Genomic DNA, 25,367 nt, shown 5'->3' on the forward strand with positions numbered 1-25,367 from the left:
CCATGCATACCCTTGTACAGATCTGCCACCTTTCCCTGCGGGATTACCTGCACGAGCGTCTGCTCTCCGCCTGTGCCGTCCTGGGGCTGGCGGCCGTCCTGGCGCCGCTGCTGATCCTTTTCGGCGTCAAATTCGGCGTGGTGGAGACCCTGACCGAACGCCTGCGCAGCGACCCCGCCACGCTGGAAATCTCTCCCGTGGGCAGCGGCCATTTTTCCGCCGCCGATATGGACAGGTGGCGTGATGATGGCCGGGTGGCCTTCGTCATGCCCCGTACCCGCACCCTTGCCGCCACGGTGGAGCTGTTGCCGGAGCGGGGGACGCCCCTGCATGTCTCCATGGAGCCCACCGGCCATGAGGACCCCCTGCTGGCCCGCCATGCCCTGCCGGTACCGGCCCTGCTGCTGGACAGCGAGGACGATCCCGACCACCCGGGTCGTCTGCGTACCCGGGCCGCAGCCAGCGGTGTCGTGCTTTCCGCGCCCGTGGCCGAACGCCTGGGCCTGCGGGCGGGCGACCAGCTGACGGGCAGGCTCGAACGCACCCGTAACGGCAAGGTGCAGGCCGTACGCCTGCCGCTCAAGGTCATCGGCGTGCTGCCCCTGGCCGCCCAGCAAAAAAATGTGGCCTATGTGCCCCTGCCCTTCCTGGAAGCGGCGGAAGATTACCGCGACGGGCGCGCCGTGCCCCTGTTCGGCCCGGAACATGCCGCGGACGGCGACCAGCCGCCTGCCGAACGCCTGTATGCGGGCTTCCGTCTGTACGCCCGCAGTCTGGATGACGTGGCGCCCCTGCGGGACTTTTTCCAGCAGCAGGGCATCACCGTCCATACCGAGGCCGAGGCCATCGACCAGGTCAGGCGCCTTTCCATGTCCCTGGACATCATCTTCCTGCTCATCGGCGGCGCCGCTGCCGCGGGCTTCACGGCCTCTACGACCAGCAGCACTCTGGCCGCCGTCCGGCGCAAGCAGCGGCTCCTCAGCCTGCTCCGTCTGGGAGGTTTTTCCACGCTGGAGCTTTTGCTGTTCCCCCTGCTGCAGGCCCTGCTCACGGCCGTGTTGGGCACGGGGCTGGCGCTGGGCCTCTACGCGGCTGCCCAGGGCGTGGTCAACCGCATATTTGCCGCCGGTCTCGACGATATGGAGCATGTCTGCCGCCTGTTGCCGGAACATGCCGTCGTGACCCTGGTGCTGGTTTGCCTGCTCTCCCTGCTGGCAGCCCTGCTGCCGTCCCTGCGCGGTGCGCGTACCGAACCTTCGGAGGTCATCCGTGAGATTTAGGCTGCTCTCTTCGCTCCTTTTCCTCCTGCTGCTGGCAGCCCTGCCGGCAACGCCCGCCGACGCTGCCCTGGCCAAACGGGGCGGTGAGGTCTCCACGGCCGATGCCTGCAACCCGCACCCGGACAAAGACGATATCGTCCTGCCCATGCCCGGCGGGCTGAGCATGGCCTTCCGCCTCGTGGCCGTTCCCAGCAAAGGCCTGCTCTGGGACATGTCCGCCCGGCCCGGCCGCGATGATGCCGCCAACAGCGACCGTGCCTTTTACGACCGCCGCTACCGGGCCTTCCTCTCCGCGCCCTTCTCCCGGGCCGATCTGCCCGCCTCATGGCGTGCCCAGGCTCCGGCAGGCGACTACTTTTTCTATCTGGTGGCCAAATATGAAGTGAGCCGCCTGCAATGGCAAAGCATCATGGGCAACGGCACGGAAGCGCCTGTGGCAGATGCGGCCCGGCCTGTGACGGACATCAGCTGGTATGAGGCCGTGGAATTTACCCGCCGCTATACGGAATGGCTGCTGCAGAATGCCGCCGATGCCCTGCCCCATTATGCCGGGGACAGCCGTAACGTGGGCTTTGTGCGCTTGCCCACCGAGACCGAATGGGAATACGCGGCCCGCGGCGGTCAGACGGCCGGGCCCGAACAGCTGATGGAAAAGGATTTCTTTGCCCTGCCTGCGGGCGCTCCTCTGGCCGATTATGCGGTCTACCGTCCCGAAGGCGCGGCCCGTATCGCCGAAGACTGTGCCCGTATCGGCTCGCGCAAACCCAACCCGCTGGGCCTATATGATACGGCGGGCAATGCGGCCGAGATGGCGCTGGACATGTTCCGCTTTTCCGTGGGCGGCCGTCTACACGGTTCCGCCGGCGGCTTTGTCCGCAAGGGCGGTTCTTTCCTTTCCAGCGAGGCGGAGATCATGCCCGGCCGTCGTGAGGAAAGTGCTTTCTTTCTGGCGGACGGCCCCGCACACGCCCGAGACCTGGGCTTCCGCCCGGTCATTTCCGGCATCAACACCCCGGGCGGCGACCGGCCTTCGGCCCTGCAACAAGCCTGGAACGCCGCGGGCCAAAGCAATCCCCTGGCCCGTGATGCCAGCCGCAATCCCCTGGAAGAGCTGGACAGGCTCCTTGCCGCCGCGCCTGACGACAACAGCCGCAAAAACCTGCTGACCCTGCGCGAGGCCATCAAGGAAAACAACATCCTGCAGGAACAGCAGCAACAGCTGGAGATGCAGTCCACCCTGCGCACGGCCGTCTACATGCTGGAGACCATCCGCAACTACGCCAGCCGCCGTAATTCCCTGCAAAGCCAGTACGACAGCATGAAGCGGGACAGCCGGACCGCCAAGGGCGAGACCCTTGCCGCCCTGCGCCGGATCATGAAAACGGCCGAACAGGGCCTGGAGCAGTTCCAGACAGGTATCGACCGATCCCTGTCCTTCTACCGGACCCGTGTGGAAGAGGCCGCCCGCCTGGACAAGGACGATTTCGAGCGGGCGCTTGCCAGTCTGCTCAAAGATTATGCGGGGGAAGACCTGTTCAACGAGAACATGCGCCGCAATGCGGAGCTGCTGCGCCGTCATGTCCAGAGCGCACGGGCAGGCAGGCTCCCCGCAGACAAAGCCATGCTGCAGGAGATCCTGCAGGCACGCACCGGCAAATAAGCCCAGGCACTGTGCCTGGTCACATTCACGCCGCCATCGCGGCAAGCAACAGAGGAGATGAGCCAATGAACGACAAATTGCGCCTCGGCTGGATCGGCACCGGTGTCATGGGTCACGCCATGGCCGGGCATCTGCTGGCTTCCGGCTATCCGCTGACTGTTTACAACCGCACCAAAGCCCGCGCTGAAGGGCTGCTGGCCTGCGGTGCCCGCTGGGCCGATACGCCTCAGGAAGTGGCCCGGAATTCCGATGTCGTCTTCTCCATCGTGGGCTATCCGCGTGATGTGGAAGAAGTGATGCTGGGCGAGCAGGGCGCACTGTCCGGCCTGGCCGAGGGCGGCATCCTCTGCGATATGACCACCTCCAGCCCCGAACTGGCCCGGCGCATCGCCGAAGCCGCTGCCGCAAAGGGCTGCATCAGCCTGGATGCGCCTGTCACGGGTGGTGACATCGGTGCGCGTGAAGCACGCCTGTCCATCTTTGTGGGCGGCGATAAGGAAGCCTTCGAGCGCGTACGTCCCTGCTTCGAAGTCATGGGCAAGACCATCCTGCACTGCGGTGATTCCGGCAGCGGCCAAAAGGCCAAGCTGGCCAATCAGGTGGCCATCGCCGGGGTCATGTTCAGTGTTTGCGAATCCATGCTCTTTGCGCAGGAAGCCGGTCTGGACGTGAAGCAGTGGCTGGAACTGGTGGTGCCCGGCGGCGCGGGCAGTGTGGCCATGGGGACCCTGGGCCGCCGTCTGCTGGGATGCGACTACGCGCCCGGTTTCTTCGTGGACCATTTCGTCAAGGACCTGGGTCTCTGCCTGGAGGAATGCAAGTGCATGGGTCTGGTACTGCCCGGCCTTGCGCTGTCTGAACAGATCTACCGCATGGCCCAGGCCCAGGGCCACGGTAAGGACGGGACGCAGGTCCTGCTGCAGGTGCTTGCCGAGCTCTCCGGCAAACAGTGGCGGGCCCACGCCTAGACGGTTGCAGAAAATACGCGGGGGAAGGCCTGCCCTTCCCCTGTTTCCGCTTTTCCCCATGACTTTCTTGAAACAGCGGACATGCGCAGTTTTGGGAAAGAGGAACGAGCCCGGCCTCATCCCCCCTGCTGCCGACAAGCAGACCTGGGAGCTCCGGCATACTTTTTGGGGGGCAGCTGATATTTTTTGTTGACATCATCAGGGAAGGCGCGTAGAAGACTTTTCTTGTGTCGGGATGTAGCGCAGTCTGGGAGCGCACTTGAATGGGGTTCAAGGGGTCGAAGGTTCAAATCCTTTCATCCCGACCAGAAAGCAGAAACCCCAAGGGATCTACGGAAACGTAGATCCCTTTTCTGTTTTTGGGATCTGCTATTTTCCTCTTCCCTCTTTCTGGGGTGCTTGCCAGCCATTTCGCGAAGTCGGACCACACGGGACAAACCTTCCCCGCCGTTCCCCGGACTATGGGAATGGTATCGGCCCTGGCCAACCTGGCAGACAGCAGACAATCCGTCGTCCACATATAAAAAAGCCACGAAGGTACCCTCCGTGGCTTTTTTCGCAGGTGCAAGAAATCCGGGACCGACAAACAGCCGCCATGCTTTCAGCAACTCCGCTGCCCCTCGTCCACAGGAACAAAAACTTCTAGGGACGGCCCTCGCGTTCCATTTCGCCTACCCAGCGGGAAAGGCGCGTGCGGGAATAGCGGTCTTCGGCGCCATCCAGCTTTTTGAATCCCTTGACGTTGGCCTCCAGCCAGGCCTTGTCCGTCATCAGGATCTCACAGGCCTTGCGGGCCCGCTGCTGAAAGGCATTAAGAGCGGCATTGTCAAAGGCGATGTCCCTTACCTGAGCTTCCGGGACAGGTTCATGATATTCCATGATGACCTGGGTCTTGCGGAAGTTCAGCAGCAGCTTTGCCCTGTACGCAAGGCAGGCAGCATGATCCGTGCAGAACGGATCGCTGTCGCCGTCCAGCTGCATAAGGCTTTCGTAAAGGGTCTCTCCCTTATAGGCATACTGCTGTGCCCGGATGGCCGAAAACGCCGGATGATGTGCGGCCTCCCACTCCCAAGTCCCTTCCGTGTCCGCCACGGCCGTCACCAGGGTGCCGGTACCATTGCTGTACACAGCGAACCAGATACGGGCATCACCATCCACGGAGTGCCGCGTTTTGGGACGCAGGGTCCGGTTCCCCAGGCCTTGCAGCTGCATGTCCGCAGCCGGAACAAAGGTAAAGGCAGGGCGGGCACGGGAGATAATGACCATCTGGTCCGAGGTAACCAGCTGCCCAGCTCCCCGTAAAGGAGGTTGTCCCCCCATAAAGAAAACAAAAACAGCCACAGCAATGATGGCAACAACTATCAGCAGGATTTTCATGGTTCCTCCAGAGCGTTTGGCAGACCGGAGCCATACGTCCGCCGCAAGCATGTTAACCGCATCCATGGCAGAGCAAAAGCCCTGTCGCGCAGAGGTTCTGATCCAGGCAGAAAACCTGCAACAGCAGATCCTGCCCCCAGAAAACAGAAAAGGGACCTACGTTTCCGTAGATCCCTTGGGGTTTCTGCTTTCTGGTCGGGATGAAAGGATTTGAACCTTCGACCCCTTGAACCCCATTCAAGTGCGCTCCCAGACTGCGCTACATCCCGACGCGAAGATGTAGATAGACGAAGACAGCAGGCTTGTCAATAAAAACATCACATTTTTTCAAAATAGCTATCTCAGCCCTTCTGTGCAAAAAATGGCAAGGTTGCCGACCGGAGGTCTCCATTCTTCCACCCTGCAGGGGCACGCCCCGCACTGACCATGCCGGCAGGAGCTGATCGCGCCTCTTCATATGATAGAGGTCTGCATGCAGCGTGCCGCAGGGAGATGCGGCAGCCTGCTGTCCACATTCCACATGTCGCACAAGCGACAAAGAAAGGCACACCCGCACGCCACTTCCGGGAGAAATGGCCCGGCGTGCAAGGGGAAGCACATATGCCCTGCCGTATCCTTCAGTGCAGGCTTTTTCCACCTGCCTGCCCTTAGGGCGAAAACAGGGCCGAATACTCAAGCATCAAAAACAGAAAAGGGACCTACGTTTCCGTAAATCCCTTGGGGTTTCTGCTTTCTGGTCGGGATGAAAGGATTTGAACCTTCGACCCCTTGAACCCCATTCAAGTGCGCTCCCAGACTGCGCTACATCCCGACGCGAGAAAAGAAGTACGCTCGACGCGTCTCTTTGTCAACACAAAATTCTTTTAAGAAAAAAAAATTTTGCTTTTGTGAAAATTTGGGGCAGTTTCTGCCGCTTTCGTTACATTGTGAAGCATTTCTCACCCCTTATAAACATCCGGACACACTGACAACCCATTGATATCAATTTATTTTCAAAACCCGTATTGCCCGAGTTTTTTCCGCAGTCCTTGTTTTTTCCTTCTTTTGCCAAAATATTTTTCATAAAAACCAAGCATTCACCTGCATTGACAAAAAAAATTTCCTGTGTAGAAGACAGATGGCCGCGCAGCCTGGGGGGTCAGGATGCCGGCTGGATTTTCCGGTTTCCCCTACTTGTGTCACATATTATTTCATAGTATGTCACACGGAAGGGATTTTTTCACCAGGTTGAGAAACCTGTAATCAGGAGGTTGGATATGACAACCAAATCAGCCTTTAATGAAGACAAAGTAGCCCTGCTGCTTGGCTGCATTATCTTCATCTTGGGCCTTGGCAAGTTCGCTGGACTGGATCTCCTTGGCTGGGTGGTAAAAATCGGCATGTGGGTCGATAGCCCCGTCGATGCCTGGAAGCCCGCTACCAAGGGCATGATGGCCGGCTGGCAGTCCCTGCTGGCTACCTATGTGTTTGTGACCGGTCTGCTGGCTATCGGCGTCAAACTGATGAAGGGTAACGTGGGCCGCTTCGTGGGCTCCTTCACCGTGATCTTCTTCATCGCCATCGCCTGCTACACCGCCGGCGCCAACGCCTACATCGCTGCTAACCCCACTCAGCTGGCTAAGCAGGGTATTCCGTGGGCTCTGGGCCTGAGCACCGAAGCCGGCCTGATCGCCGCTCTGGTCATGGGCATCCTGATCAGTAACTTTGCCCCCAGCGTTGCTGACTCTCTGCGCGATGCCTGCCGCCCCGAACTGTTCGTTAAGATCGCCATCGTGGTTCTGGGTGCCGAACTGGGCGTGAAGGCCGCTGATGCCGCCGGTTTTGCTGGCCACATCATCTTCCGAGGCCTGTGCGCCATTGTTGAAGCTTACCTGCTGTACTGGGCCGTGGTTTACTACGTTGCCCGTAAGTACTTCAAGTTCAACAAGGAATGGGCCGCTCCTCTGGCTTCCGGTATCTCTATCTGCGGTGTGTCCGCCGCTATCGCCACTGGTGGCGCCATCCGCGCCCGGCCGGTGGTCCCGATCATGGTTTCTTCCCTGGTCGTTGTGTTCACCTGCATTGAAATGCTGATCCTGCCCTTCATCGCTCAGACCTTCCTGTACACCGAGCCCATGGTGGCCGGCGGCTGGATGGGCCTGGCCGTGAAGTCCGACGGTGGTGCTATCGCTTCCGGTGCCATCACCGAATCCCTGATCCTGGCCAAGATGGCCGGTCTGGGCACTGAATGGGAACCCGGCTGGATCGTGATGGTGACCACCACCGTCAAGATCTTCATCGACATGTTCATCGGTATCTGGGCTCTGGTCCTGGCCTACATCTGGACGGCCAAGTTCGACAAGACCCGTGGCGACCGCACCATGACCTGGGGCGACGTCATGGACCGCTTCCCCCGCTTCGTGCTGGGTTACCTGGGTACCTTCCTGGTCCTGCTCATCGTCTGCCTGAGCACGCCTGAACTGCACAAGGTCGGCAAGGCCATGTCCGGCGCCATGAACGGCTTCCGCGTCATCTTCTTCCTGATGACCTTCTTCAGCATCGGTATGGTTTCCAACTTCCGCAAGCTGATGGAAGAAGGCATCGGCCGCCTGGCCATCGTGTACATCGTCTGCCTGTTCGGCTTCATCATCTGGGTCGGTCTGTTCATTTCCTACGCCTTCTTCCATGGCATGACCCCGCCGGTGGTTGGCGCCTAGTTTAAAGGAGAACAATGATGGAAGACAAAGAAGTCAAATTCCACGAAGAAGTCCAGAAGATGGAATACGAGCCCCTGGATGAGACTGAAATGAAGCTCATCCACTGGAGCTGGGGCCTGGGCGTGGGTCTGCTGGTGGTGCTGTTCCTCATCAGCAAGTTCGTGATGACCACCCACTAGACCTCGGGCTGCTAAACACGTAATAAGGATGCCGGGAAGGGCCTGCGCCCTTCCCGGCTCTTGCGTACAAAGGACAAGTATCATGCCGCGTTATCATCTGCGTTACCTTAAGGGTCCCAACTACACCCTGAACCTGGAGTATGACGGCATCGTGGAAGCCTCTTCCTTTGAGGAAGCCCTGCGCCCCCATACCGACTGGCCCATCACGGAAAGCTATGACCATGCCACGGCTACGGCCTGGAATCCTGGTACCTGCATGTATTATCAGGAAATGTGGGAAGCTGCCCTGCTTCCCGACGCTGACAAGGGACAGCAAAGCTAGCACCGCATGGAGCTGACGCCTGCAAGGGGAGGACTGACTGTGCTCCCCTTGCGGTGAAATATGCTCTTATCCCTTTTTCCCTCACCTGCCACAGGGCTGCCGGACAGCTTCCATGAACATCTCAGCCACGTCACCTCTCGTTTCTGTCCTGCTCCTGCTGGTCTCCATGTCTTCCATCCAGGCCAGCGCCTCGCTTGCCAAGACCATCTTTCCCCTGGTGGGCCCGGCCGGTACCACGGCCTTGCGCCTGCTGGTGGCCTCCATCATCCTGCTCGTGGTGATGCGCCCCTGGAAGAAAGCCATCCCCCGCAGCGCCTGGAAAGTCATTGCCGTTTTCGGACTGGCCACGGCAAGCATGAACCTCTGCTTTTACGAGGCCCTGAGCCGTATCCCGCTGGGGGTCGCCGTCGGCCTGGAATTCACCGGGCCCCTGACGGTAGCCATGCTCTCTTCCCGCCGTCTGGTGGACTTCATCTGGGTCATCCTGGCCGCAGCCGGTCTCGCCATCCTGCTGCCCCTGCGCCAGAGCGCGGACAGCATCGATCCGCTGGGCGCGGTGCTCGCCCTGTGTTCCGGCGTCTGCTGGGCGCTCTACATCATCTTCGGCAAAAAGGCTGGCAGCAGCCTGGACAAATCCTGCGTGGCCCTGGCCATGCTCGTGGGCAGCTGTGCCATGTTCCCCGTGGGCCTGGCCTCCTCCGGCATGGATCTGTTCAGGCCCGAGATCCTGCCCCTGGCCCTGATCCTGGGTATTTTTTCCTCTGCTCTGCCCTACGGTGTCGAGATCATCGCACTGAAGAACCTGCCCTCGCGCACGTTCAGCATCCTCATGAGCCTGGAGCCTGCGCTTGCCGCCCTTTCCGGATTCCTCTTCCTGGGCGAACAGCTGAGCCTTGCCCAGTGGGCAGCCCTCTCGGCCATCATCAGTGCGTCCATCGGCTCCACGCTGACCATCAGAAAGCAATAGCTCAACGCCGTCATACGAGAAACCAGCCTTTTCGGGCACCGGCAGGAACAGAGCTGCTCCCCGCACAGGCATCCCGTCCTCGCCTGATGGCGCATAAGGCCTTGTCTTTTCCCGGGCGTACCCTCTCTACGGGCGTCCTTTGTCGGAGGACGCCGGCCTGCTTCCATTCCCGGCTCACAAATCAAGCCCCGGCATAACGGAGGGAGCGTCTGCAGCACCCGGCCAGGCTCAAGCCCATAAAAAAGGGCGGGGACACATCGCGTCCCCGCCCTTTTCATACGTATTGGCAGATCCTAGAACTCTTCCGGCAACTGCAGCATTTCCTCATAAGTGAACACGGGCCCGTCCAGGCACATATAGTGCGCACCCACCTTACAGTGACCACACTTCCCCACACCACAACGCATGTGGGTTTCCAGAGACGTGAAGATGTCCTTGCCGTTCATGCCGAGGCCCAGCAGATCACGGGCCACTAGTTTGATGCGGCGCGGCGAGGCGCACAGGATGGCCCGGGCATTGGCCCAGTCGAAATCCAGTTCCGGCAGCAGGTCGTTGATATAGCCCACATGGGCCTGGACGGCATCCGTCGGCTTGGCCAGGGCATACTGCACGGTCACGCCGGGGATCTTGCTCCAGTCCTTCAGATCCTGCTTGTAGACCAGGCCCTCATAGCGCGTGGCGCTGGCGATGATGGCGATACGGCCGTAGCGTTCCCGCTCCTGGAGCAGCCGCACGATGATGGTCCGCACAGGGGCAAGGCCCACGCCGGACCCCACCACCAGCACGTCCCGACCGGCAAAGGAACGGTAGGGGAAGCCTTTGCCGTAAGGCCCGCGCAGGCCGATGACATCCCCCACGCCGAGCTTGGCCAGGGCCGACGTCACCTTGCCCACTTTTTTGACGCAGAACTCGAACTGGCCGTCGTGCTGATCGCCGAAGGGGATGGACAGGGCCACTTCCCCCACGCCGAAGACCGTGACCATGAAGAACTGGCCCGTCAGGCGGAAGGTCTCGGCAAGGCGTTCATCCATGTAGCGGACCACATAGCGGCGGATGTCCGGGGTCTCGTCATGGATGGCCACGATGCGCGCGGGATAGGGCGTGAACAGCTGGGGGTCGATGCGGGTGGACGCCCGTTCCGGGATGGAGACCGGCATGGGCTTGCGCTGTCCCTCGGGCGGGCAGTCCTTCACCACGGTATCGGCTATCTTGCGGATGTCGATGCCTGCAGGGCAGACGTCGATGCAGCGCCCGCAACCAACGCAGCCTTTTTTGCCGAAGCGGTCCTGGATGTAGACCAGCTTGTCCATGATGCGGTGACGCACGGCGGCAGCCTTGCTGCGCGGATTGTGCCAGCCGGCATTACGCGTGAACCCTGCCGTCTGGCAGGAGTCCTTGACGCGGACGCGGCGGCCGGACTGGGCATCCAGACGTTCCTCGTTGAACTGGAAACAGGTGCAGGTCGGGCAAACGGCCGTGCAGCCCGTGCAGCGGATGCAGGTGGGCGTGATCTCTTCCCACACCGGATGGTCGAAGCCCTGCAGCAGGGCCGTACGGATCTGGGAAAGGTCGGGCAGCTTCTGGAAAGAGTCCCGGCACTCCTTTTCCAGCTCGCCCAGCCGGGCACGCAGAGCGGCTTCGGTCACGGGACGGAAAAAGACCATGGCCTGCCCCACAAGGCTCTCGCCCTTGTCCGTGGCGCATTCCACCCAGCACAGATCGCCGTCCAGCGTCAGCATCAGGTCAAAGCCGCTGCGGGCAAAGGGGCCTGTGCCCGTGGCCGCGCAAAAACAGCTTTTCCCGGGCGTACGGCAGTTCATGCCCACGATGGTGACGGCCTCGCGCCGCATGGAATAATTGATGTCCCGGTATTCGCCCAGGTAGAAATCATCCAGATATTCCAGAGCGGACACATCACAGGGACGCATGCCGAAGATGACCGTCGGGGCCATGGCTTCCGCACCGGGCTCGGCCACATACGTACGTTCGTTGCCTTCCCAGCGGAACAGCACATCCTGATAGCCGTTCAGGACGTCCACCGGCGGCATGGCCAGGTTGGTATAGTCGAGGCACAGACCCTTTTCCGGGACAAAGCTCTCCAGGCGAGTGGTCCCGCCCTGCTCCTTGCAGGGGCACAGCACACGGGAGCCTGACTGCCAGGCAGTCAGCAGGGCGGGCAGGTCCGCCGGATTCATGGTATAGTATGCGGACATGGTTAGACCCTCTCCAGCCTGACGGCGCTGATTTTGTATTCAGGGGTTTTGCTGACCGGGTCCAGAGCGGTGCAGGTCAGCAGGTTGACCATGGCTTCGGCAAAATGCAGAGGAGCGAAGACCACGCCCTCGGGCACATCGTCCGTGATGTGCATGCGCGAGACCACAGAGCCACGACGGCTGACCATGCGCAGGCGGGCGCCTTCGCGGATCTCCAGCTTTTTGGCGTCAGCGGGATTGATGTCCGTCACCAGCTCGGGCAGTTCACGCTCCAGCATGGCACAACGGCGCGTCATGGTCCCGGTCAGATAATGGGCATGGCGCATGCCGGTGCTGAGCAGGAAAGGATACTCCTCGTCCGGCAGTTCCGCCGGGGGCACATGCGGGATGGCGGCAAAAAGCCCCTTGCCGCGGGTGAAGCGCCCCTGATGCAGGATGGGCGTGCCGGGATGGTCAGGCGTGGGACAAGGCCAGCACAGGCCCTTCCCTTCCAGACGAGCATAGCTCATGCCGCCCATATTGGGCGCCAGGGAGCAGATCTCGTCAAAGACCTCCGAAGCCGAGGCATAGTGCATGTCATAGCCCAGCCGCCGGGACAAAGCCTGGATGATCTGGCCGTTGGTCCGTCCCGCCATGGGCGGGATGGCCTGACGCACGCGCTGCACGCGACGCTCGGAGTTGGTGAAGGTACCGTCGGTCTCCGCAAACGACGCACCGGGCAGGACCATGTGCGCCAGTTCCGTGGTCGGCGTGGGGAAGATGTCGAGACAGAGCAGGAACTCCGCCGACGACAGGGCTTTCACCACATGGCCGGAATCCGGGTCGCTGACCACGGGATTCTCGCCCATGATGATCATGGCCTTGAGTTTGCCCTCCTGCAAGCCGTGCATCATCTCCATGGCCGTCAGGCCGCGGAAAGGCGACAGAGAGCGTCCCCAGGCCGCCTCGAACTTCAGACGGGCCTTCTCGTCATCCACGAACTGGTAGCCGGGATAGTAATTGGGCAACCCGCCCATATCGCAGGCGCCCTGCACATTGTTCTGGCCGCGCAGCGGGTTCACCCCCGTACAGGGACGACCGATCTGCCCGCAGAGCATGGACAGGTTGGCCAGGGAACGGACATTGTTCACGCCGCAGCGGTGCTGGGTGATGCCCAGGCAATAGACGATGGCGCTGGTCTCCGAACGGGCATAGAGCTCCGCCGCACGGAACAGGAGCTCACGCGGCACGCCGGTGACTTCCTCTGTCCGCTCGGGCGTCCATTCACGCAGGCTCTCGCGCAGCTCGTCGAAATTCTCCGTGCGTTCCGCGATGAAGGCCGCATCGTGCCAGCCATTCTCATAAATGATATGCATCAGGCCGTTGACCAGCGGCACGTCCGTTCCCGGACGCAGGCGCAGGTGCACGTCCGCCAGGCGGGCAAGGTCCGTCCGGCGGGGGTCGGCCACGATAAGTTTGCCGCCCTCACGATGGCAATGCATGAGCCGCATGCCCACCATGGGATGGGCGACCGTGGTATTGGAACCGATCACAAACAGACAGCTCGCCTGCTCCAGCTCGTCGAAAGAGTTGGTCATGGCGCCGCTGCCGAACGAAGTGGCAAGACCTGCCACAGTGGGACCGTGTCAGAGACGGGCGCAGTGATCGATATTGTTGGTCCCCAGCGCGCAACGGGTGAGCTTTTGCAGCAGATAGTTCTCTTCGTTGGTGCAGCGGGCGGAGGTCAGCACGCCGATGCTGTCAGGGCCGTACTGGTCACGGATGCGGGCCAGCTCCCCGGCGGCATGATCGAGGGCGCTTTCCCAGTCCAGGGACTGCCAGCCCTGCTCCGTACGCAGCAGGGGCGTTTTCAGACGGTCAGGGTGCTGTATGAATTCATGCACATTCCAGCCCTTGACGCACAGCTTGCCCCGGTTGACCGGGCTGTCGGGGGTGGGCACGGAACGCTGAATGCGGCCTTCCGCAGTTTCCAGGGTCAGGCCGCAACCGCAGCCGCAATACGGGCAGGTTGTCGCCGTGTGACGAATATCCATAAGTCTCTCCGCAATATCACATCATGTCCGGGCCGGGACGGCACGCCTTTGTCCGCCACACTCCGGCATGAGCCTTTTTTCCAGCTTTGGAGTGGAAAATTTTGTCGTTTTTTTCCATAAAAAAAGGTGCCCAACATGTCAAAGAGAAAGGCTTTCTTTTCTTGAAGACAGACCGGCACCACACAAGGAGACCCGCATGGACAACGCATCCCCCTGGCAAACGATGGCCCGCGCCACACAGGCAGAAGCCCGGGACATCGTGGTGGAACTGGACATAGAAGGACACTGGCGCCGGGCTGGCGCCGTGGTCCATGCCGTGGGCTCGTTCAGGACGGGCCTGCTGGTCCGGCACAGGGACATAGACTTTCATGTCTACACGCCGACTCTGGACCGCGACCTCAGCTTCCGTGTCATGGCGGCCCTGGCCGGTTCCCCCTATCTGAACAGCCTGCACTTCGTGGACAGCAGCGCAACAGAAGAACGCTGTCTGGAATGGCATGGCATCTGGCAACGCCCCGGCGGCGCCCCCTGGCAGATCGACATCATCCACATCGAGAGCGGCTCGACATTCGACGGCTATTTCGAACGCTTTGCCGACCGTCTTTGCCGGCACATGGACGATGCGACGCGGGATACCATCCTGCGCCTCAAATACGAGACGCCGGAAAACGAGAGCATCCACGGGGTGGAGTACTATCAGGCTGTTCTGGAAGGCGGTGTGCACACGCTGGACGAGCTGCGCCGCTGGCGTGCCGTGCATCCCCTGGACGGCGTGAACCTCTGGATGCCCTGAGGTAGCGCAGCCCCAGGCATAACGTATGAAAAAGGGCGGGACCCTTCCCATCCGGAACAGGTACCGCCCTTTTCATGCTGCTATTGCTGCAATATCTGGACGAATTCCTTGCCCTGCGCGCTTTGCAGGAACGCCGCCAGGGCATCCACCACCTGCTGGTCATACTTGAAGGGACGCTCGCGCAGGATAGCCAGAGCCGCCGGTTCGTCATGACGGCGCCGGTAGGAACGCGGACGCATCAGGGCGCAGAAGGTGTTGGCCACGGCCAGGATGCGGGCCTGCAGGCAGATGGCCTCGCCCTGCAGCTTCCGGGGATAGCCGGAACCGTCCATACGCTCGTGCATCTGTTCGATGGTCTGCAGGACAGGCAAGCCGAAATCTATGCCCCGCAGGGCCTCCACAGCATAATCCACATGCTTTTCCATCAGCAGGCGTTCCTCGGGCGTCAGGGGACCTGCCTTGGTCAGCAGCTCGTGCGGCAGACGAATCATGCCCACTTGGGACAGACTGGCCGCCGTGCGCAGCGTGGACTCCAGCGCCGGATCGTCCTTGCCCAGCCAGGCCGCTAGATGATAGGCGAGTTCGCCGGTGAGACCGGACTGCCCCTTCAAATAGGGGTCCACCGCTTCCACCGCGTGGGTGAAGGCCTCGACGGTCTGGCGCAGCATGGTGGCAAGGCGCTGCTCCGCCTCCACGTGGGCCGTGATATCCCGATAGACCACCACGACGGTCCCTGATGCGCCGTCTTCCGCGGCAAAGGGCAGGCACTGCACATTGAGGTGCACCAGCTTGCCCTCGACCAGCATGTCTTCCTGGTCGGAAAATTCCGTCCCTGTCCGCCAGACGAATTCCACATGGCGTTCCAGGCTCCGGGCCAGATAGTCCGGAAGATGCCGTACCTGCATGAGATGGAGCACGTCCCCCTGGCAGCGGGCCAGACGGGCGAACTCCGTATTGGCATAGACGATGCGGCCTTCACCATCCACCAGGGCCAATGCCGAATGCATGGCCCGCAGGACCGTGTCCAGCAGACAGCGCTGCCGGGACATGGTTGCATACAGATCTTTCAGCTCCCGCACCTCGCCCCGCTCCCGGCGGATGCCGAGCCACCAGTAAAACCAGACCAGGATCCCCGCCAGGCAAAGGAACAGCAGGCCAGCCATGGTCCAGACGCGCCAGGCCATGTCGTCCTGTTCCTGGCGGACGCTGTCCGCCCGGCAGGCCACGGCCGCATACCAGGACGTCCCCGGCACGGGCTGACCGACCACAAGGCAATCCATCGTCCCGGAGATGACAGGCAAGACCATGTCCCGGGGCGTCATGTCCTGACCGAAGCCCGCAGGCAGGGTCACCAGGTTGAGGCTCGGACGCTCGCCCATGCCAATGGCCTGGACCTGCTCGCCGCCGGTCTCCAGCAGCAGGCTCATATAGCCCAGTTCGGAGGACTGGCCTACCCCACCCAGGAGCTTGCCGATATCACAGGTGACCAGCAGGATCCCCTGGGGCGAGTCGTCCGCCGAAACATAGCCCGGCGCCGTCACCGGACAGTAAAAATCCACCAGCAGACGCTCGCCCTGGAGCCGGACGGGCAGCATGCCTGCCCCGGACAAGGCTCCCTTGCTCCGGCGCTGCTTCAGCAACGTCCTGGTATCCGCCTGCCAGCCCTGCCCCACCAGCATGACCGGTTCCAACGTCCTGTCCAGCAGGGCCGCACCGGTAAAATCATGCCGGGAGATGAACTCGACAAATTTGCGATAGATGAGCGTGGCATGGGGCGATATGTCGCGCAGGGCCTGACGGTCCCGCGCATCAAGGCCGCTGTGCCGACCATGTTCCTGTTCCGTCCAGGGGGTCTCCCCCAGCTCGCGCAGCAAGGCCACGGGCAGGTCCGTCTCCGCTATTTCCGCCGCCAGCAGACGCAGCATGTCATAACGGGCCATCTCCGCCACAGCATCACGCTGGACGCCGGTCCATACCGTCACCATGGCCGCTGCCGTGGACGTATAAGCGGAAAGCTGGCTGCCTGTCCTGTCGAGGATCTCGCGCTGTTCCGCACTGTTGAAGCGGGTGGCCCCGATGATCGTCAGGGCAAGCAGCAGTATCAGCCCTCCCAGCAGGGGCCGCAGTGACACACGTTCAGGATTGCGCATAGAAGCTCCGCACAGCAGGGATCAGCGCTCGGTAAGCGCATTCTGCCTGGCTTTCATCACAGGTTTGAGGATATAGTCGAGCACCGTCTTCTTGCCGATGATGATGTCGGCCACCACGATCATGCCCGGGATGATAGGCAGGATCTCGTCGTTACGCCGGATGGCCGTCTCTCCGGTACGGACTTTGACAAGGTAATAGAAATCGCCCTTTTTGTCTTCAATGGTGTCCGCACTGATGGATTCCAGCTTGCCGGGCAAACCGCCGTAGATGGAGAAATCATAGGCCGAGACCTTGATCATCACGTCCTGCCCGGGACGCAAAAAGGCCACGTCCTGCGGGCGGACGCGCACTTCCACCAGAAGGCTCTCGTCCATGGGCACGATGTCCATGATGGCCTCGCCCGGCTTGACGACCCCGCCCACCGTATTGACCAGTATCTGTTTGACGCTGCCCCGCACGGGACTGCGTACTTCGGTGCGCGTCACGCGGTCGCCGCCAGCGGTCAGGGATTCCCGCACCGAGCCCAGCTCCGTGCGCCGCTTGTTGATCTCCTGGCTGATGGCCAGCTGCTCTTCCGCCACCCGGCTGCCGATGCGCTGCCGGGCCTCATCCATCATGGCCTGCGTCTTGGGAATGGCCGCGGCCAGCATGTCGATCTCGCCCTGGGTCTGGATGATCTTTTGCTCCAGCCCCAGATAATCCATGCGGGAGTAGTTGTTGCGCTGCAGTAGGCGTTTGGCCGTATCCCGCTGCTCCGTCTCCAGCACCAGGCTGCCGTCCAGCTGTTTCTTGCGTGCCAGCTGCTCCGCCACCTCGCTTTGCCGCTGGGCATACTGGGCCTCCAGCATGGAGAGCTCGGCCCGCAGCTTCGAACTTTGCGCCTTCCAGGTGTTCCGCTGGTCATCGACGATCTGACGGGCGCGCTCCATAAGGACGCTGTCCGGCTCTTCGCCCAGGATCTCCTTGAGGAAGACAGGCAGGTCACTGGGGAAGACCGGCTCCTCGTCACGCAGCATGGCCTCCAGCCGCATGATGGCCAAGCGGTGTTCCACCAGCTTGTACAGGGCATCCCGGTACGAGCTTTCGGCCATGACGTTTTCCAGCTGGGCCACGACCTGCCCTTTTTCCACGACCTCGCCCTCCCGGACGAGCACGGCCTGGAGGATACCGCCTTCCAGGTTGGAGACCGACTGCGTGCGCCGGGAGCCCACCACGGAACCTTCGGCATGGGTCACTTCGTCGATGGGGGCCCAGGCGGCCCAGATGAGCAGCGCCACAACGAGCAAGGCCACCGCCACGGACAGGGCACGGGCCGTGAACGCGGGCCTGCGGGATAGGGCCGCATCCACCTCGCTGGCATAATTGATGTCATCCGGCATCAGCCCATGCAAAGGAGCGTCCAGAGCCGCGAACAGCTCCTTGCGCGTCATGGGCTTGTCACCGGCGGACGACGCCTGGCTGAAGTTCTCGCGTAGGCGCGCCGCCATGCCGGTGGCGGGACGCTGCTCGCGTTCGGCATCCCCCACGAAGATCAGGCGGAACACCTGCCAGATGCGGGCGAACAATGAACGTTTCCGGGGCTGGCCGTCAGGTACGGACGTCTCGGGAGGCAAAGACGAAAAGATGTCTTTCGGCGGCCTGGTTTCACTTTGGTTACCAGTCTGCGTCATGGAATCCGGCTTACGGGCGTCCATCCTTCCCCTCCTTCACGGCAGCGGCTCCCGCGGGAGCCCCCTGCCCTTTTTCCGGGGCAGGCTTCCTGGCTGCGGCAGCGCTGTCGCGCAAGCGCTTCAGGATGGCATCACGCGGCCCGAACATCCGCAGCCTGCCGTTCTCCATGACAGCCAGCTTGTTCACCATGCGCAGCATGCTCAGGCGATGGGTCACAAGGATCAGGGTCCGCCCCTGCGAAACGGCTGCCAGCCGCTGCTGCAGGCGCTGCTCGGAATCCGTGTCCATATTGCTGGTGGGCTCGTCCAGGATCAGCACCTCAGGATCGCGGACCAGCGCACGGGCAAGGGCCACCGCCTGCCGCTGCCCACCGGACAGGGCCTTGCCCTGCTCGCCGACCTGGGCCGCGAAACCGGCGGGATTGTTGCGGACAAAATCCGTCACCCCGGCAAGGGCCGCGGCCCGGAACACCAGATGGTCATTGATGGTGGGGTCCCCCAGGACGATGTTCTCGCGGATGCTGCCATAAAACAGGACCACGTCCTGCGGCAACACGCCGATGCGCCCGCGCAGCTCCGTGGTCGGCAGTTGGCGCAGATCCACGTCCCCGAATTTGATGCTGCCCTTCTGCGGCTGGTAAAAACCTGTCAGGAGCTTGGCCAGGGTGCTTTTGCCCGAGCCCATGGCCCCGATGATACCGATCCGGTCGCCGGGATTGATGCGCAGGCTCACGTCCTCAAGGGCCAGACGCATGGAATTGGGATAGGCGAACGAAACATTCTCCACGGTGAAGGAGGGCTGCAACTCGCCAAAATCCATGCAGGAACTTTCCGACTGGTTCTCGGAAGGCAGCTCCATGAGCAGATCGAGGGCCTGCAGGGCAACACGGGAATTCTGCAGGCGGGTCAGCAGGGAGGCCAGCTGCATCAGCGGCGCCATGGCCCGGCCCACAAGGATGTTGCAGCCGATGAGGGCCCCCATGGTCATCAGGCCTTCCGAGATCCGGTAGACGCCCCAGATGATCATGCTTACCGTGACCATATGGGTCACCAGGGTGGAGGCCGTCACGGCCAGACTGCTGTACCGGCGCGACTCCGCCGTCGATTTGGCGGAAAGCCCCACCACGGCCTCCCACAGGCGCTGCATCCGGCTCTCGGCCTGGCAGGCCTTGATGGTCTCCAGGCCGTTGACCATCTCCACGAGCAGGGCGTTCTTCTGCATGTTCTGCTTGTAGCTCTGCTCGGCGCAGCGGCGTGCCGCGGTCTGGAGGAAGAGCCCCAGCCCGATGAGGATGGGCATGGCCGCCAGCGGCAGGAAGACCATGGGCCCGGCGATGAAGGCGATCAGCAGCAGGAAGATGACCAGGAAGGGGACGTCGATGCAGGCCAGCAGCGAGGACGAACTGAAGAATTCGCGCAACTGCTCGAATTCACGCAAGTTGTTGACCAGCGAGCCCGTAGATTCCGGCTTGCTTTCCAGCCGCATGGTGAGGACCTTGTCCACCAGATTGCTGGAGAGCACGATGTCCGCATTGCGCCCGGCCACGTCCACGAAGTGCGTGCGCAGGGCCCGCAACAAAAAGTCGAACAGGTAGATGATGATGACACCGGAAGCCAGGACCCACAACGTCTCTATGGCATTGTTGGGCACGACCCGGTCATAGACATTCATGGCGAACAGGGGACTGGCCAGCGCGATGAGGTTGATGATGACGCTGGCCAGCGCCACATGCCGGTAGATGGGCGCATAATAGCGCAGCACGTCCCAGAACCAGCGTTTTCCCTTGGCCAGACGCAGCTTTTCCACATGCTCCTGGGGACGGCCGGGAACGGCCACATACAGGGCATAGCCGGTATATTCCTCCTGCAGCGCGTCCAGGGGCACCAGCTGGCTGGCGCTTTCCGTCTCCGGGAAAATGACTTCGGCCTGCGCCGTCTCGGATCCGGTCTCGCCCGCCTCTGCCCCCGCCGGAGCTCCCGGCACCAGCCGGGTCAGGACACAGCTGCGGTTGCCGGACAGCAGCAGGATGCAGGGCAAGGTCAGGTTGGAGAGGTCAGCCAGCCGGGGACGATACAATACGCTGCCCGTCAGGCCCGCCTTGCGGGCGACCCGCAGGCACGCCTGGGCCGAGACGGTACTGCCCGAAAGCCCGGCCAGCAGGAACTGGGGAGACAAGGCCTTGCCCCGGAGACGGCACAAGGAGGAAAGACTGCGCAGCAAAGGCGGCATGAAATCGACATCGGAAGGCCGCAGGCCTCCGGCTGCCATTTCCGGGCCGCGTGTTTCCCCGGATCCGTTTTCCGACATATGAACAATCCTTTGACGTCCATCCTGTAGACGTCCTGTCGCAAAACAACAGGCAGAGGAGCTCTGCCTGTTGTCGCATCGAAACCCTCCCGGCAGATCAGACTGCCGGAGCTGTCATGGGCTACCCGGAAAGCAAGGGCTCCCCGGTTACTTGAACCAGCCCATTTCAAAATCTTCGCCCTGGACGGGCTGAGCCTCCTTGGGGCCCGACTTGATCTCTTCCGCCGGGACCCCCATACGGGGCAGCAGATCACCGGCCAGAGCGCACATACGGTAAGCCCCTACGAGGATATTGCCGCGGGCGGTCTCGGCCTGACTGGCGGAATTGTAGAGTTCGTTCTCCGAATCCAGCACGTCCAGCAGGCTGCGCGTCCCCAGCAGGAACTGGTCATGGTAGGCCTGCCGGGTATAGGTATTGTTTTCCACGGCCTTGGTGTAGAACTTGTACTGCTCCTTGGCCGCCAGATAGTTGCTCCAGGTGGACTCCATATCCAAACGCAGGGTATCCATGTAATCGTACAGGTTCTGCCGGGCCTCGCGTTCCCGCGCCGAGGCCGCACGGATGCCTTCCACGTCGGCACCGCTGTTGAACACGTTCCAGCGCATTGTGGCCAGGACGTCGAAGCTGTAGACCCAGCGGTCACGGTCACCGCCGCGGTCGCTGTACTCCGGCCCGGCTTCCAGCTGGAAGGTCGGATACATGGCGGACTGGGCCAGCTCCTTCTCACCCTTGGCAGCACGGATGTCCTGCAGGTAGGCAGCCAGCTTGGGATTGTGCTTTTCTGCCATCTGGATAAAGGCCGCTGCCGTATCGGGCATCTCGACCGGCATGGGCACCGCATCCAGCTTGCCGACCGTATAGATGCCGGTCAGGCGGGAATAGGTGGCGTAGGCCACGCGCAGGGCGTCTTCCGCCTCGGCCAGGGCGGAATGCGCACGCTGCAGACGCGATTCCGCCTGCGTCACATCGGCCTGGGTATCCGCCCCCATGCTGGCACGGTCACGGGCCTGGGCCAGGATGGATTCATGCCGGGCCACATTGTTGCGGGCCAGTTCCACCAGCTTGATACGGCGCAGCAGGTCGATATGGGCGATGATGCCATCCAGGGAAAGGGACGTGGCCGTGTCGAAGATCCTGGCCTTGACGGAATCCAGGGTTGCCTGGGCGGCACGCACGCGGCTGCGCGTAGCAAAGCCGTCCCAGATGGGCTGTACCAGCTTGGCGGAGACACTGCCCACGCTCAACCACTGGTCATCAAGGTTCAGACCGCGGGACGTGGTGTCGCTCAGGACACCCACGCCGATCTCCCCCGTGACGTCCACACGCGGACCGAAGCCGGCACGGGCCTTGTTGAGCTCATGCTCCAGGACCGCACGGTTCTCCTTGATGCTCATCAGGCTGCGATGGTTGTGCAGCACACCGTACACGGTATCGTTTACTGTGATATGCGCCGCGCTGTTCCCCTGTGCCGGAGTATCCCGGGTCCATGCCGTATCCGTCCCTCCGGCCAGCAGACAGCATGCAGCGACGATTATCGCTCCCCACGTTTTGCGAGTTGCCATAATGTTTCATCCTCTCTCACAGTTTTTTGAGATGCACTCCTATTATGCAGGCATGATATATTTAGTCAATATTTCGATCTTTTTTGCCAATTTATGAAAATCTCTAAAAAAATTATAACGCACTGATTTCGCGAATGATCCCGCCCCTCTATTTTACCATAAAATCTTCTATAAAATATTATATAGCAATTTTAATACATTACTCCTAAAAAATAAAATCCTTGCTCTTTTGCCGGCAAAAGAGCCTTCCCGGTATCTCTCGACAAGGATCGTCCCCCGCAGTACAAAAACGCATCCCCATATTCCCAGACATCAGCCTTCCGGCGGTTTTTCCATGCTTCCTGTGCGCTCTGTTCCCGTATCCTGCCCGGCCCGGTCTCCCCTCCGATCTCCGGTCATACGCCCGCACCGGATCGCATGCATCTCCGCCTGCCTTGCCGTTTTTCTAGTCTGTCTGTTCAGCATCCTCCCGGCGCAGGCCGCCTCCATCCCCCTGTTCGGGACCGTGGAGTTCCGGCGCCCTCTCGACAGCCTGCCCGCCTGGGCTGAGGTCCGCCGCATGAACGAGCTGGAGCCCATCTTCGTCAGCGGCAAGGTCTTCACCCGGACCGCCACCTGGGACTCCTTCAAACAGGGAGCCCAGGGCAAGAGCGGCATGGAGCTGCTGCGCTATGTCAACACGTTCTGGAACCGCTTTCCCTATCGTGAGGACATCACCAACTGGGGTAAGGCCGACTACTGGGTCTGGCCCAATCTGTTCCTTAAAAAATCAGGCGACTGCGAAGATTACGCCATCGTCAAATATTTCACGCTCAAAGAGCTGGGCATGGACACGGATAAACTGCGTATCGTCGTCCTGCGCGATACACTGCGCCGTCTGTCCCATGCCGTTCTGGCCGTCTACATGGACAATGACATCGTCATCCTGGACAACATCAGTAATGCCATCCTGCCCCAGGGGCGCCTGCGACATTATGTTCCGCAGTTCTCGTTCAACGAGAAGTCACGCTGGGCCCACATGCGAGGCAAAAAAACAAACGAGTAGCCCATGTACACTCCCGATCCCGACCTCCCTGCCAAGCCGCATCACTTCATGAGCAAACGGCTGAGCATCAGTATCAGCCTCGTGCTTTTCGTGCTGGTCCTGCTGCTCTCCTATGCCCTGTGTTCCCTGCAGGTCGACCGGAGCACCCAGGCCATCCTGGCGGACAAGAACCGCTTCCTCCTGTCCAAAATCGATACCATGCAGATCCGCCTGCAAGACTGGCGGCGGACCATGCTGGAGCAGACCAACACGCTGGCCCTTTCGGAGAGCGTCCGCCTGTTCGCCGCGGACATGGCCGCCCTACCCTCTGACCTGCTGGACAAAAACTCCCGCACTGCCGATCCCGGATCCGACAGCGACCAGCTGTCCCTGCTGGACCAGCGCGAATACATGCAGCAGTTGCTGGCGGACATCGCCTATCAGAACGATCTTGACCGCATCCGCATGTTTCTGCCCGATGGCCGCAAGATTGTGGACAGCTCCTCTGACGCTGCCGACAATCACGACGACGATCTTCTCGTCCGGCAGGCCACCACATCGAGGACGCTTTCCTTTGGGGCCATCCACAAGCATGGGGACCGTTTCGCCCTGCAGGCCGGTGCCCCCCTGTTCGAGATCAGCGGCAAGGACAGGCCCCGTGTCGTCGGCTGCCTGCTCCTGTGCTTCCCCATGGACGCTGCCCTGACGAACATCCTTCAGGATAAGGAAAGCCAGCTCAAGCTGGTGGACCTTTTCCCGGGCAGGAGCAGCGTCTTCCTGCTGCGGGAGGACGCCCTGCAACAGCTCCCCCTCCGTGCAGGCGTGGCCGGCGCCCACTCGCTGGACTTCAAAAAGCGTCCTGCCATGGCCGGAGGGGGTGACGTCTATTCCCTGGCCTTCATCTCCTCGCTGCCCAATACGCTGATGCTGGTGGCCTCCCTGCCCGCTGCGGACATCGACCGGGAGATCCTCCACAAATCCATGCAGATCTATGCCGTCGGCCTGCTGACCAGCCTGGGGATCGGCCTGCTGCTGGCCTTCGGGGTCTCCTGCCTGGTGGGGCGGGCCCACCGGGCATCGGCCGCCTACTTCAAGGCCCTGTACACGGTCATCCGTGATCAGAAACAGGTGCTGGACAGCGTCAACGATTCCATGCGCCTGGGGCTGGTCCTGTTCAGTGCCACGGACGGCGTCCGCATCTTCAATCCCGAATTTGCCAAGATCTGCGGCGGCATCCCGCAGGAGGAACTGGCCGGCAAGTCCCCCAGGGATCTCTTCCCCCAGGAAGCCGCCCTCAAATTGCAGGCAGGCATCGAGCGCAAGATCAAGGAACCGTCCTTCGACGGCGTGGAGTTGGCCCTGCCCGGTACTGACGGCAAGGAACACCTTTACAGGGTCTCCCTCTACGTTTTTCTGGACAGGCAGGAGCAGGACGCCGCCAAAGCAGCGGCTCTTCCCGGAAGCGTCGTGGCCATCTTCAAGGACATCACCCGCTTCCGCAGGCAGGCCCAGAAAGCCCAGGAACGCCAGCAGCATCTTATGGAAGCCCTGGTGCGCGCCGTGGAATATGTGGACCCCAACCTGGTGGGGCATACCCGGAAGATGCGGCATGTGGCGGAGCTGCTGGCCAAGCACATGGAGCTGGACAATACGGCTGTCCTGACCCTGCGCATGGCCTCCCAGCTTTCGCAGATCGGCAAGATCTTCGTACCGCACCACCTGCTGCGCAAAAGCGGCAAGCTCACCCCCGAGGAGCAGCAGGCCGTGCTGCAGTCTTCGGAATATGCCTTCCGCGTCCTGTACGGGATCAACTTCGGGCTGCCTGTTCCCGAAGCCCTGCACGACATGAACGAAAAGTTCGACGGCAGCGGCCCGCGGGCCTTGAAGGGAGAGCAGATCAACCCCCATGCCCGCCTGCTGGCCGTGGTCAACGCCTTCTGCTCCATGGTCAGCGACCGGGCCTACAGACAGGGGATGCCCATCAGCCAGGCCCTGGACATCATGTCGTCCAGCCCGGCCTTCGACCCCGCCATCGTGCTGGCATTGCGGGAGATCCCCGCAGAGGACCTGCGCGCTGCCCTGGCCGGGGAGGACGACTCTTCCCAGGCCTAGCCAGAAAGATCACCCAAGGGGACGACGTGAAAACGCCGTCCCCTTGTCATA

17 protein-coding genes and 3 tRNA genes are annotated in these 25,367 nt (G+C 61.7%); 11 read left to right on the plus strand and 9 right to left on the minus strand.

Annotation, left to right across the window (positions count from 1 at the left end; translation table 11 throughout):
- Positions 1 to 2: 2 nt before the first annotated feature.
- From ACQRBR_RS08795 to ACQRBR_RS08810, 4 genes are all read left to right on the plus strand, one after another.
- Positions 3 to 1,280 (plus strand): ABC transporter permease, encoded by a 1,278-nt coding sequence (locus ACQRBR_RS08795; protein ID WP_427812789.1) that lies wholly within the window; start codon positions 3 to 5, stop codon positions 1,278 to 1,280.
- Positions 1,270 to 2,940, plus strand: coding sequence for a formylglycine-generating enzyme family protein (locus tag ACQRBR_RS08800; RefSeq protein ID WP_427812790.1), 1,671 nt, complete (start codon positions 1,270 to 1,272; stop codon positions 2,938 to 2,940). The genes ACQRBR_RS08795 and ACQRBR_RS08800 overlap by 11 nt, the downstream gene beginning before the upstream one ends.
- A 65-nt stretch (positions 2,941 to 3,005) precedes the next feature.
- Complete coding sequence (locus ACQRBR_RS08805) at positions 3,006 to 3,908, plus strand: NAD(P)-dependent oxidoreductase (protein ID WP_427812791.1); 903 nt, start codon at positions 3,006 to 3,008, stop codon at positions 3,906 to 3,908.
- Positions 3,909 to 4,139: 231 nt separating this feature from the next.
- A tRNA-Pro gene (locus ACQRBR_RS08810) sits at positions 4,140 to 4,216 on the plus strand.
- A gap of 334 nt (positions 4,217 to 4,550) precedes the next feature.
- Here ACQRBR_RS08810 and ACQRBR_RS08815 read toward each other — a convergent pair.
- The 3 genes from ACQRBR_RS08815 to ACQRBR_RS08825 all read right to left on the minus strand — a co-directional run bounded on the left by ACQRBR_RS08815 (position 4,551) and on the right by ACQRBR_RS08825 (position 6,096).
- The gene (locus ACQRBR_RS08815) at positions 4,551 to 5,285 is read right to left on the minus strand and encodes a DUF4851 domain-containing protein (protein WP_427812792.1); all 735 of its coding nucleotides are present in this window, start codon (positions 5,283 to 5,285) and stop codon (positions 4,551 to 4,553) included.
- 192 nt (positions 5,286 to 5,477) lie between these two features.
- A tRNA-Pro gene (locus ACQRBR_RS08820) sits at positions 5,478 to 5,554 on the minus strand.
- 465 nt (positions 5,555 to 6,019) lie between these two features.
- Positions 6,020 to 6,096: transfer RNA gene (locus ACQRBR_RS08825), tRNA-Pro, on the minus strand.
- 445 nt (positions 6,097 to 6,541) lie between these two features.
- On the opposite strand from ACQRBR_RS08825, the gene ACQRBR_RS08830 reads away from it, so the two are divergent.
- The 4 genes from ACQRBR_RS08830 (at position 6,542) to ACQRBR_RS08845 (ending at position 9,449) form a co-directional block, all read left to right on the plus strand.
- A complete protein-coding gene (locus ACQRBR_RS08830; protein ID WP_168935947.1) occupies positions 6,542 to 7,981 on the plus strand; it encodes a putative sulfate exporter family transporter in 1,440 nt (479 codons plus the stop codon).
- 14 nt (positions 7,982 to 7,995) lie between these two features.
- On the plus strand, positions 7,996 to 8,160 hold the full coding sequence (locus ACQRBR_RS08835; RefSeq protein ID WP_006005257.1) for a hypothetical protein: 165 nt from the start codon (positions 7,996 to 7,998) through the stop codon (positions 8,158 to 8,160).
- Between the two features lie 82 nt (positions 8,161 to 8,242).
- Entirely contained in the window at positions 8,243 to 8,482 is a 240-nt protein-coding gene (locus ACQRBR_RS08840) for a hypothetical protein (protein ID WP_006005256.1), read from the plus strand.
- 112 nt (positions 8,483 to 8,594) lie between these two features.
- Complete coding sequence (locus ACQRBR_RS08845; RefSeq protein WP_427812793.1) at positions 8,595 to 9,449, plus strand: EamA family transporter; 855 nt, start codon at positions 8,595 to 8,597, stop codon at positions 9,447 to 9,449.
- Positions 9,450 to 9,742: 293 nt separating this feature from the next.
- Here ACQRBR_RS08845 and ACQRBR_RS08850 read toward each other — a convergent pair whose 3' ends face one another.
- Together ACQRBR_RS08850 and fdhF are read right to left on the minus strand one after the other, a co-directional pair.
- A complete protein-coding gene (locus ACQRBR_RS08850) occupies positions 9,743 to 11,662 on the minus strand; it encodes a 4Fe-4S dicluster domain-containing protein (RefSeq protein ID WP_427812794.1) in 1,920 nt (639 codons plus the stop codon).
- A 2-nt stretch (positions 11,663 to 11,664) separates the two neighbouring features.
- The gene (fdhF, locus tag ACQRBR_RS08855; protein ID WP_427812795.1) at positions 11,665 to 13,695 is read right to left on the minus strand and encodes a formate dehydrogenase subunit alpha; all 2,031 of its coding nucleotides are present in this window, start codon (positions 13,693 to 13,695) and stop codon (positions 11,665 to 11,667) included.
- A 196-nt stretch (positions 13,696 to 13,891) separates the two neighbouring features.
- On the opposite strand from fdhF, the gene ACQRBR_RS08860 reads away from it, so the two are divergent.
- Positions 13,892 to 14,488 carry a hypothetical protein gene (locus ACQRBR_RS08860; RefSeq protein ID WP_427812796.1) on the plus strand — a complete coding sequence of 199 codons (597 nt, stop codon included), beginning with the start codon at positions 13,892 to 13,894 and terminating at the stop codon, positions 14,486 to 14,488.
- Between the two features lie 80 nt (positions 14,489 to 14,568).
- On the opposite strand, the gene ACQRBR_RS08865 is transcribed toward ACQRBR_RS08860, so the two are convergent.
- The 4 genes from ACQRBR_RS08865 to ACQRBR_RS08880 all read right to left on the minus strand — a co-directional run bounded on the left by ACQRBR_RS08865 (position 14,569) and on the right by ACQRBR_RS08880 (position 22,180).
- A complete protein-coding gene (locus tag ACQRBR_RS08865; RefSeq protein WP_303879090.1) occupies positions 14,569 to 16,638 on the minus strand; it encodes an HD-GYP domain-containing protein in 2,070 nt (689 codons plus the stop codon).
- A gap of 21 nt (positions 16,639 to 16,659) precedes the next feature.
- Positions 16,660 to 18,204, minus strand: coding sequence for an HlyD family type I secretion periplasmic adaptor subunit (locus ACQRBR_RS08870; protein ID WP_427812797.1), 1,545 nt, complete (start codon positions 18,202 to 18,204; stop codon positions 16,660 to 16,662).
- Between the two features lie 115 nt (positions 18,205 to 18,319).
- The gene (locus ACQRBR_RS08875; protein WP_427812798.1) at positions 18,320 to 20,617 is read right to left on the minus strand and encodes a type I secretion system permease/ATPase; all 2,298 of its coding nucleotides are present in this window, start codon (positions 20,615 to 20,617) and stop codon (positions 18,320 to 18,322) included.
- A 147-nt stretch (positions 20,618 to 20,764) separates the two neighbouring features.
- Positions 20,765 to 22,180: a TolC family outer membrane protein gene (locus ACQRBR_RS08880; RefSeq protein WP_427812799.1), complete on the minus strand. Its 1,416-nt coding sequence runs from the start codon at positions 22,178 to 22,180 to the stop codon at positions 20,765 to 20,767.
- A gap of 559 nt (positions 22,181 to 22,739) precedes the next feature.
- On the opposite strand from ACQRBR_RS08880, the gene ACQRBR_RS08885 reads away from it, so the two are divergent.
- Positions 22,740 to 23,225, plus strand: a complete 486-nt coding sequence (locus ACQRBR_RS08885; protein WP_303740349.1) for a transglutaminase-like cysteine peptidase — start codon at positions 22,740 to 22,742, stop codon at positions 23,223 to 23,225.
- A gap of 3 nt (positions 23,226 to 23,228) precedes the next feature.
- Positions 23,229 to 25,316: an HD domain-containing phosphohydrolase gene (locus ACQRBR_RS08890; protein WP_427812800.1), complete on the plus strand. Its 2,088-nt coding sequence runs from the start codon at positions 23,229 to 23,231 to the stop codon at positions 25,314 to 25,316.
- Positions 25,317 to 25,367: the final 51 nt, after the last annotated feature.

The organism is Desulfovibrio sp. SGI.133 (genome assembly GCF_050313955.1).
GTDB lineage: Bacteria > Desulfobacterota > Desulfovibrionia > Desulfovibrionales > Desulfovibrionaceae > Desulfovibrio.

Excerpts from the sequence above, each read along its gene's own strand:
- ACQRBR_RS08795 (WP_427812789.1), top strand. The coding sequence starts at position 3 with ATGCATACCCTTGTACAGATCTGCCACCTTTCCCTGCGGGATTACCTG.
- ACQRBR_RS08845 (WP_427812793.1), top strand. The coding sequence starts at position 8,595 with ATGAACATCTCAGCCACGTCACCTCTCGTTTCTGTCCTGCTCCTGCTG.
- ACQRBR_RS08835 (WP_006005257.1), top strand. The coding sequence starts at position 7,996 with ATGATGGAAGACAAAGAAGTCAAATTCCACGAAGAAGTCCAGAAGATG.
- ACQRBR_RS08850 (WP_427812794.1), bottom strand. The coding sequence starts at position 11,662 with ATGTCCGCATACTATACCATGAATCCGGCGGACCTGCCCGCCCTGCTG.
- ACQRBR_RS08830 (WP_168935947.1), top strand. The coding sequence starts at position 6,542 with ATGACAACCAAATCAGCCTTTAATGAAGACAAAGTAGCCCTGCTGCTT.
- ACQRBR_RS08805 (WP_427812791.1), top strand. The coding sequence starts at position 3,006 with ATGAACGACAAATTGCGCCTCGGCTGGATCGGCACCGGTGTCATGGGT.
- ACQRBR_RS08885 (WP_303740349.1), top strand. The coding sequence starts at position 22,740 with ATGAACGAGCTGGAGCCCATCTTCGTCAGCGGCAAGGTCTTCACCCGG.
- ACQRBR_RS08890 (WP_427812800.1), top strand. The coding sequence starts at position 23,229 with ATGTACACTCCCGATCCCGACCTCCCTGCCAAGCCGCATCACTTCATG.
- ACQRBR_RS08875 (WP_427812798.1), bottom strand. The coding sequence starts at position 20,617 with ATGTCGGAAAACGGATCCGGGGAAACACGCGGCCCGGAAATGGCAGCC.
- ACQRBR_RS08815 (WP_427812792.1), bottom strand. The coding sequence starts at position 5,285 with ATGAAAATCCTGCTGATAGTTGTTGCCATCATTGCTGTGGCTGTTTTT.
- ACQRBR_RS08880 (WP_427812799.1), bottom strand. The coding sequence starts at position 22,180 with ATGGCAACTCGCAAAACGTGGGGAGCGATAATCGTCGCTGCATGCTGT.
- ACQRBR_RS08860 (WP_427812796.1), top strand. The coding sequence starts at position 13,892 with ATGGACAACGCATCCCCCTGGCAAACGATGGCCCGCGCCACACAGGCA.
- ACQRBR_RS08865 (WP_303879090.1), bottom strand. The coding sequence starts at position 16,638 with ATGCGCAATCCTGAACGTGTGTCACTGCGGCCCCTGCTGGGAGGGCTG.
- ACQRBR_RS08840 (WP_006005256.1), top strand. The coding sequence starts at position 8,243 with ATGCCGCGTTATCATCTGCGTTACCTTAAGGGTCCCAACTACACCCTG.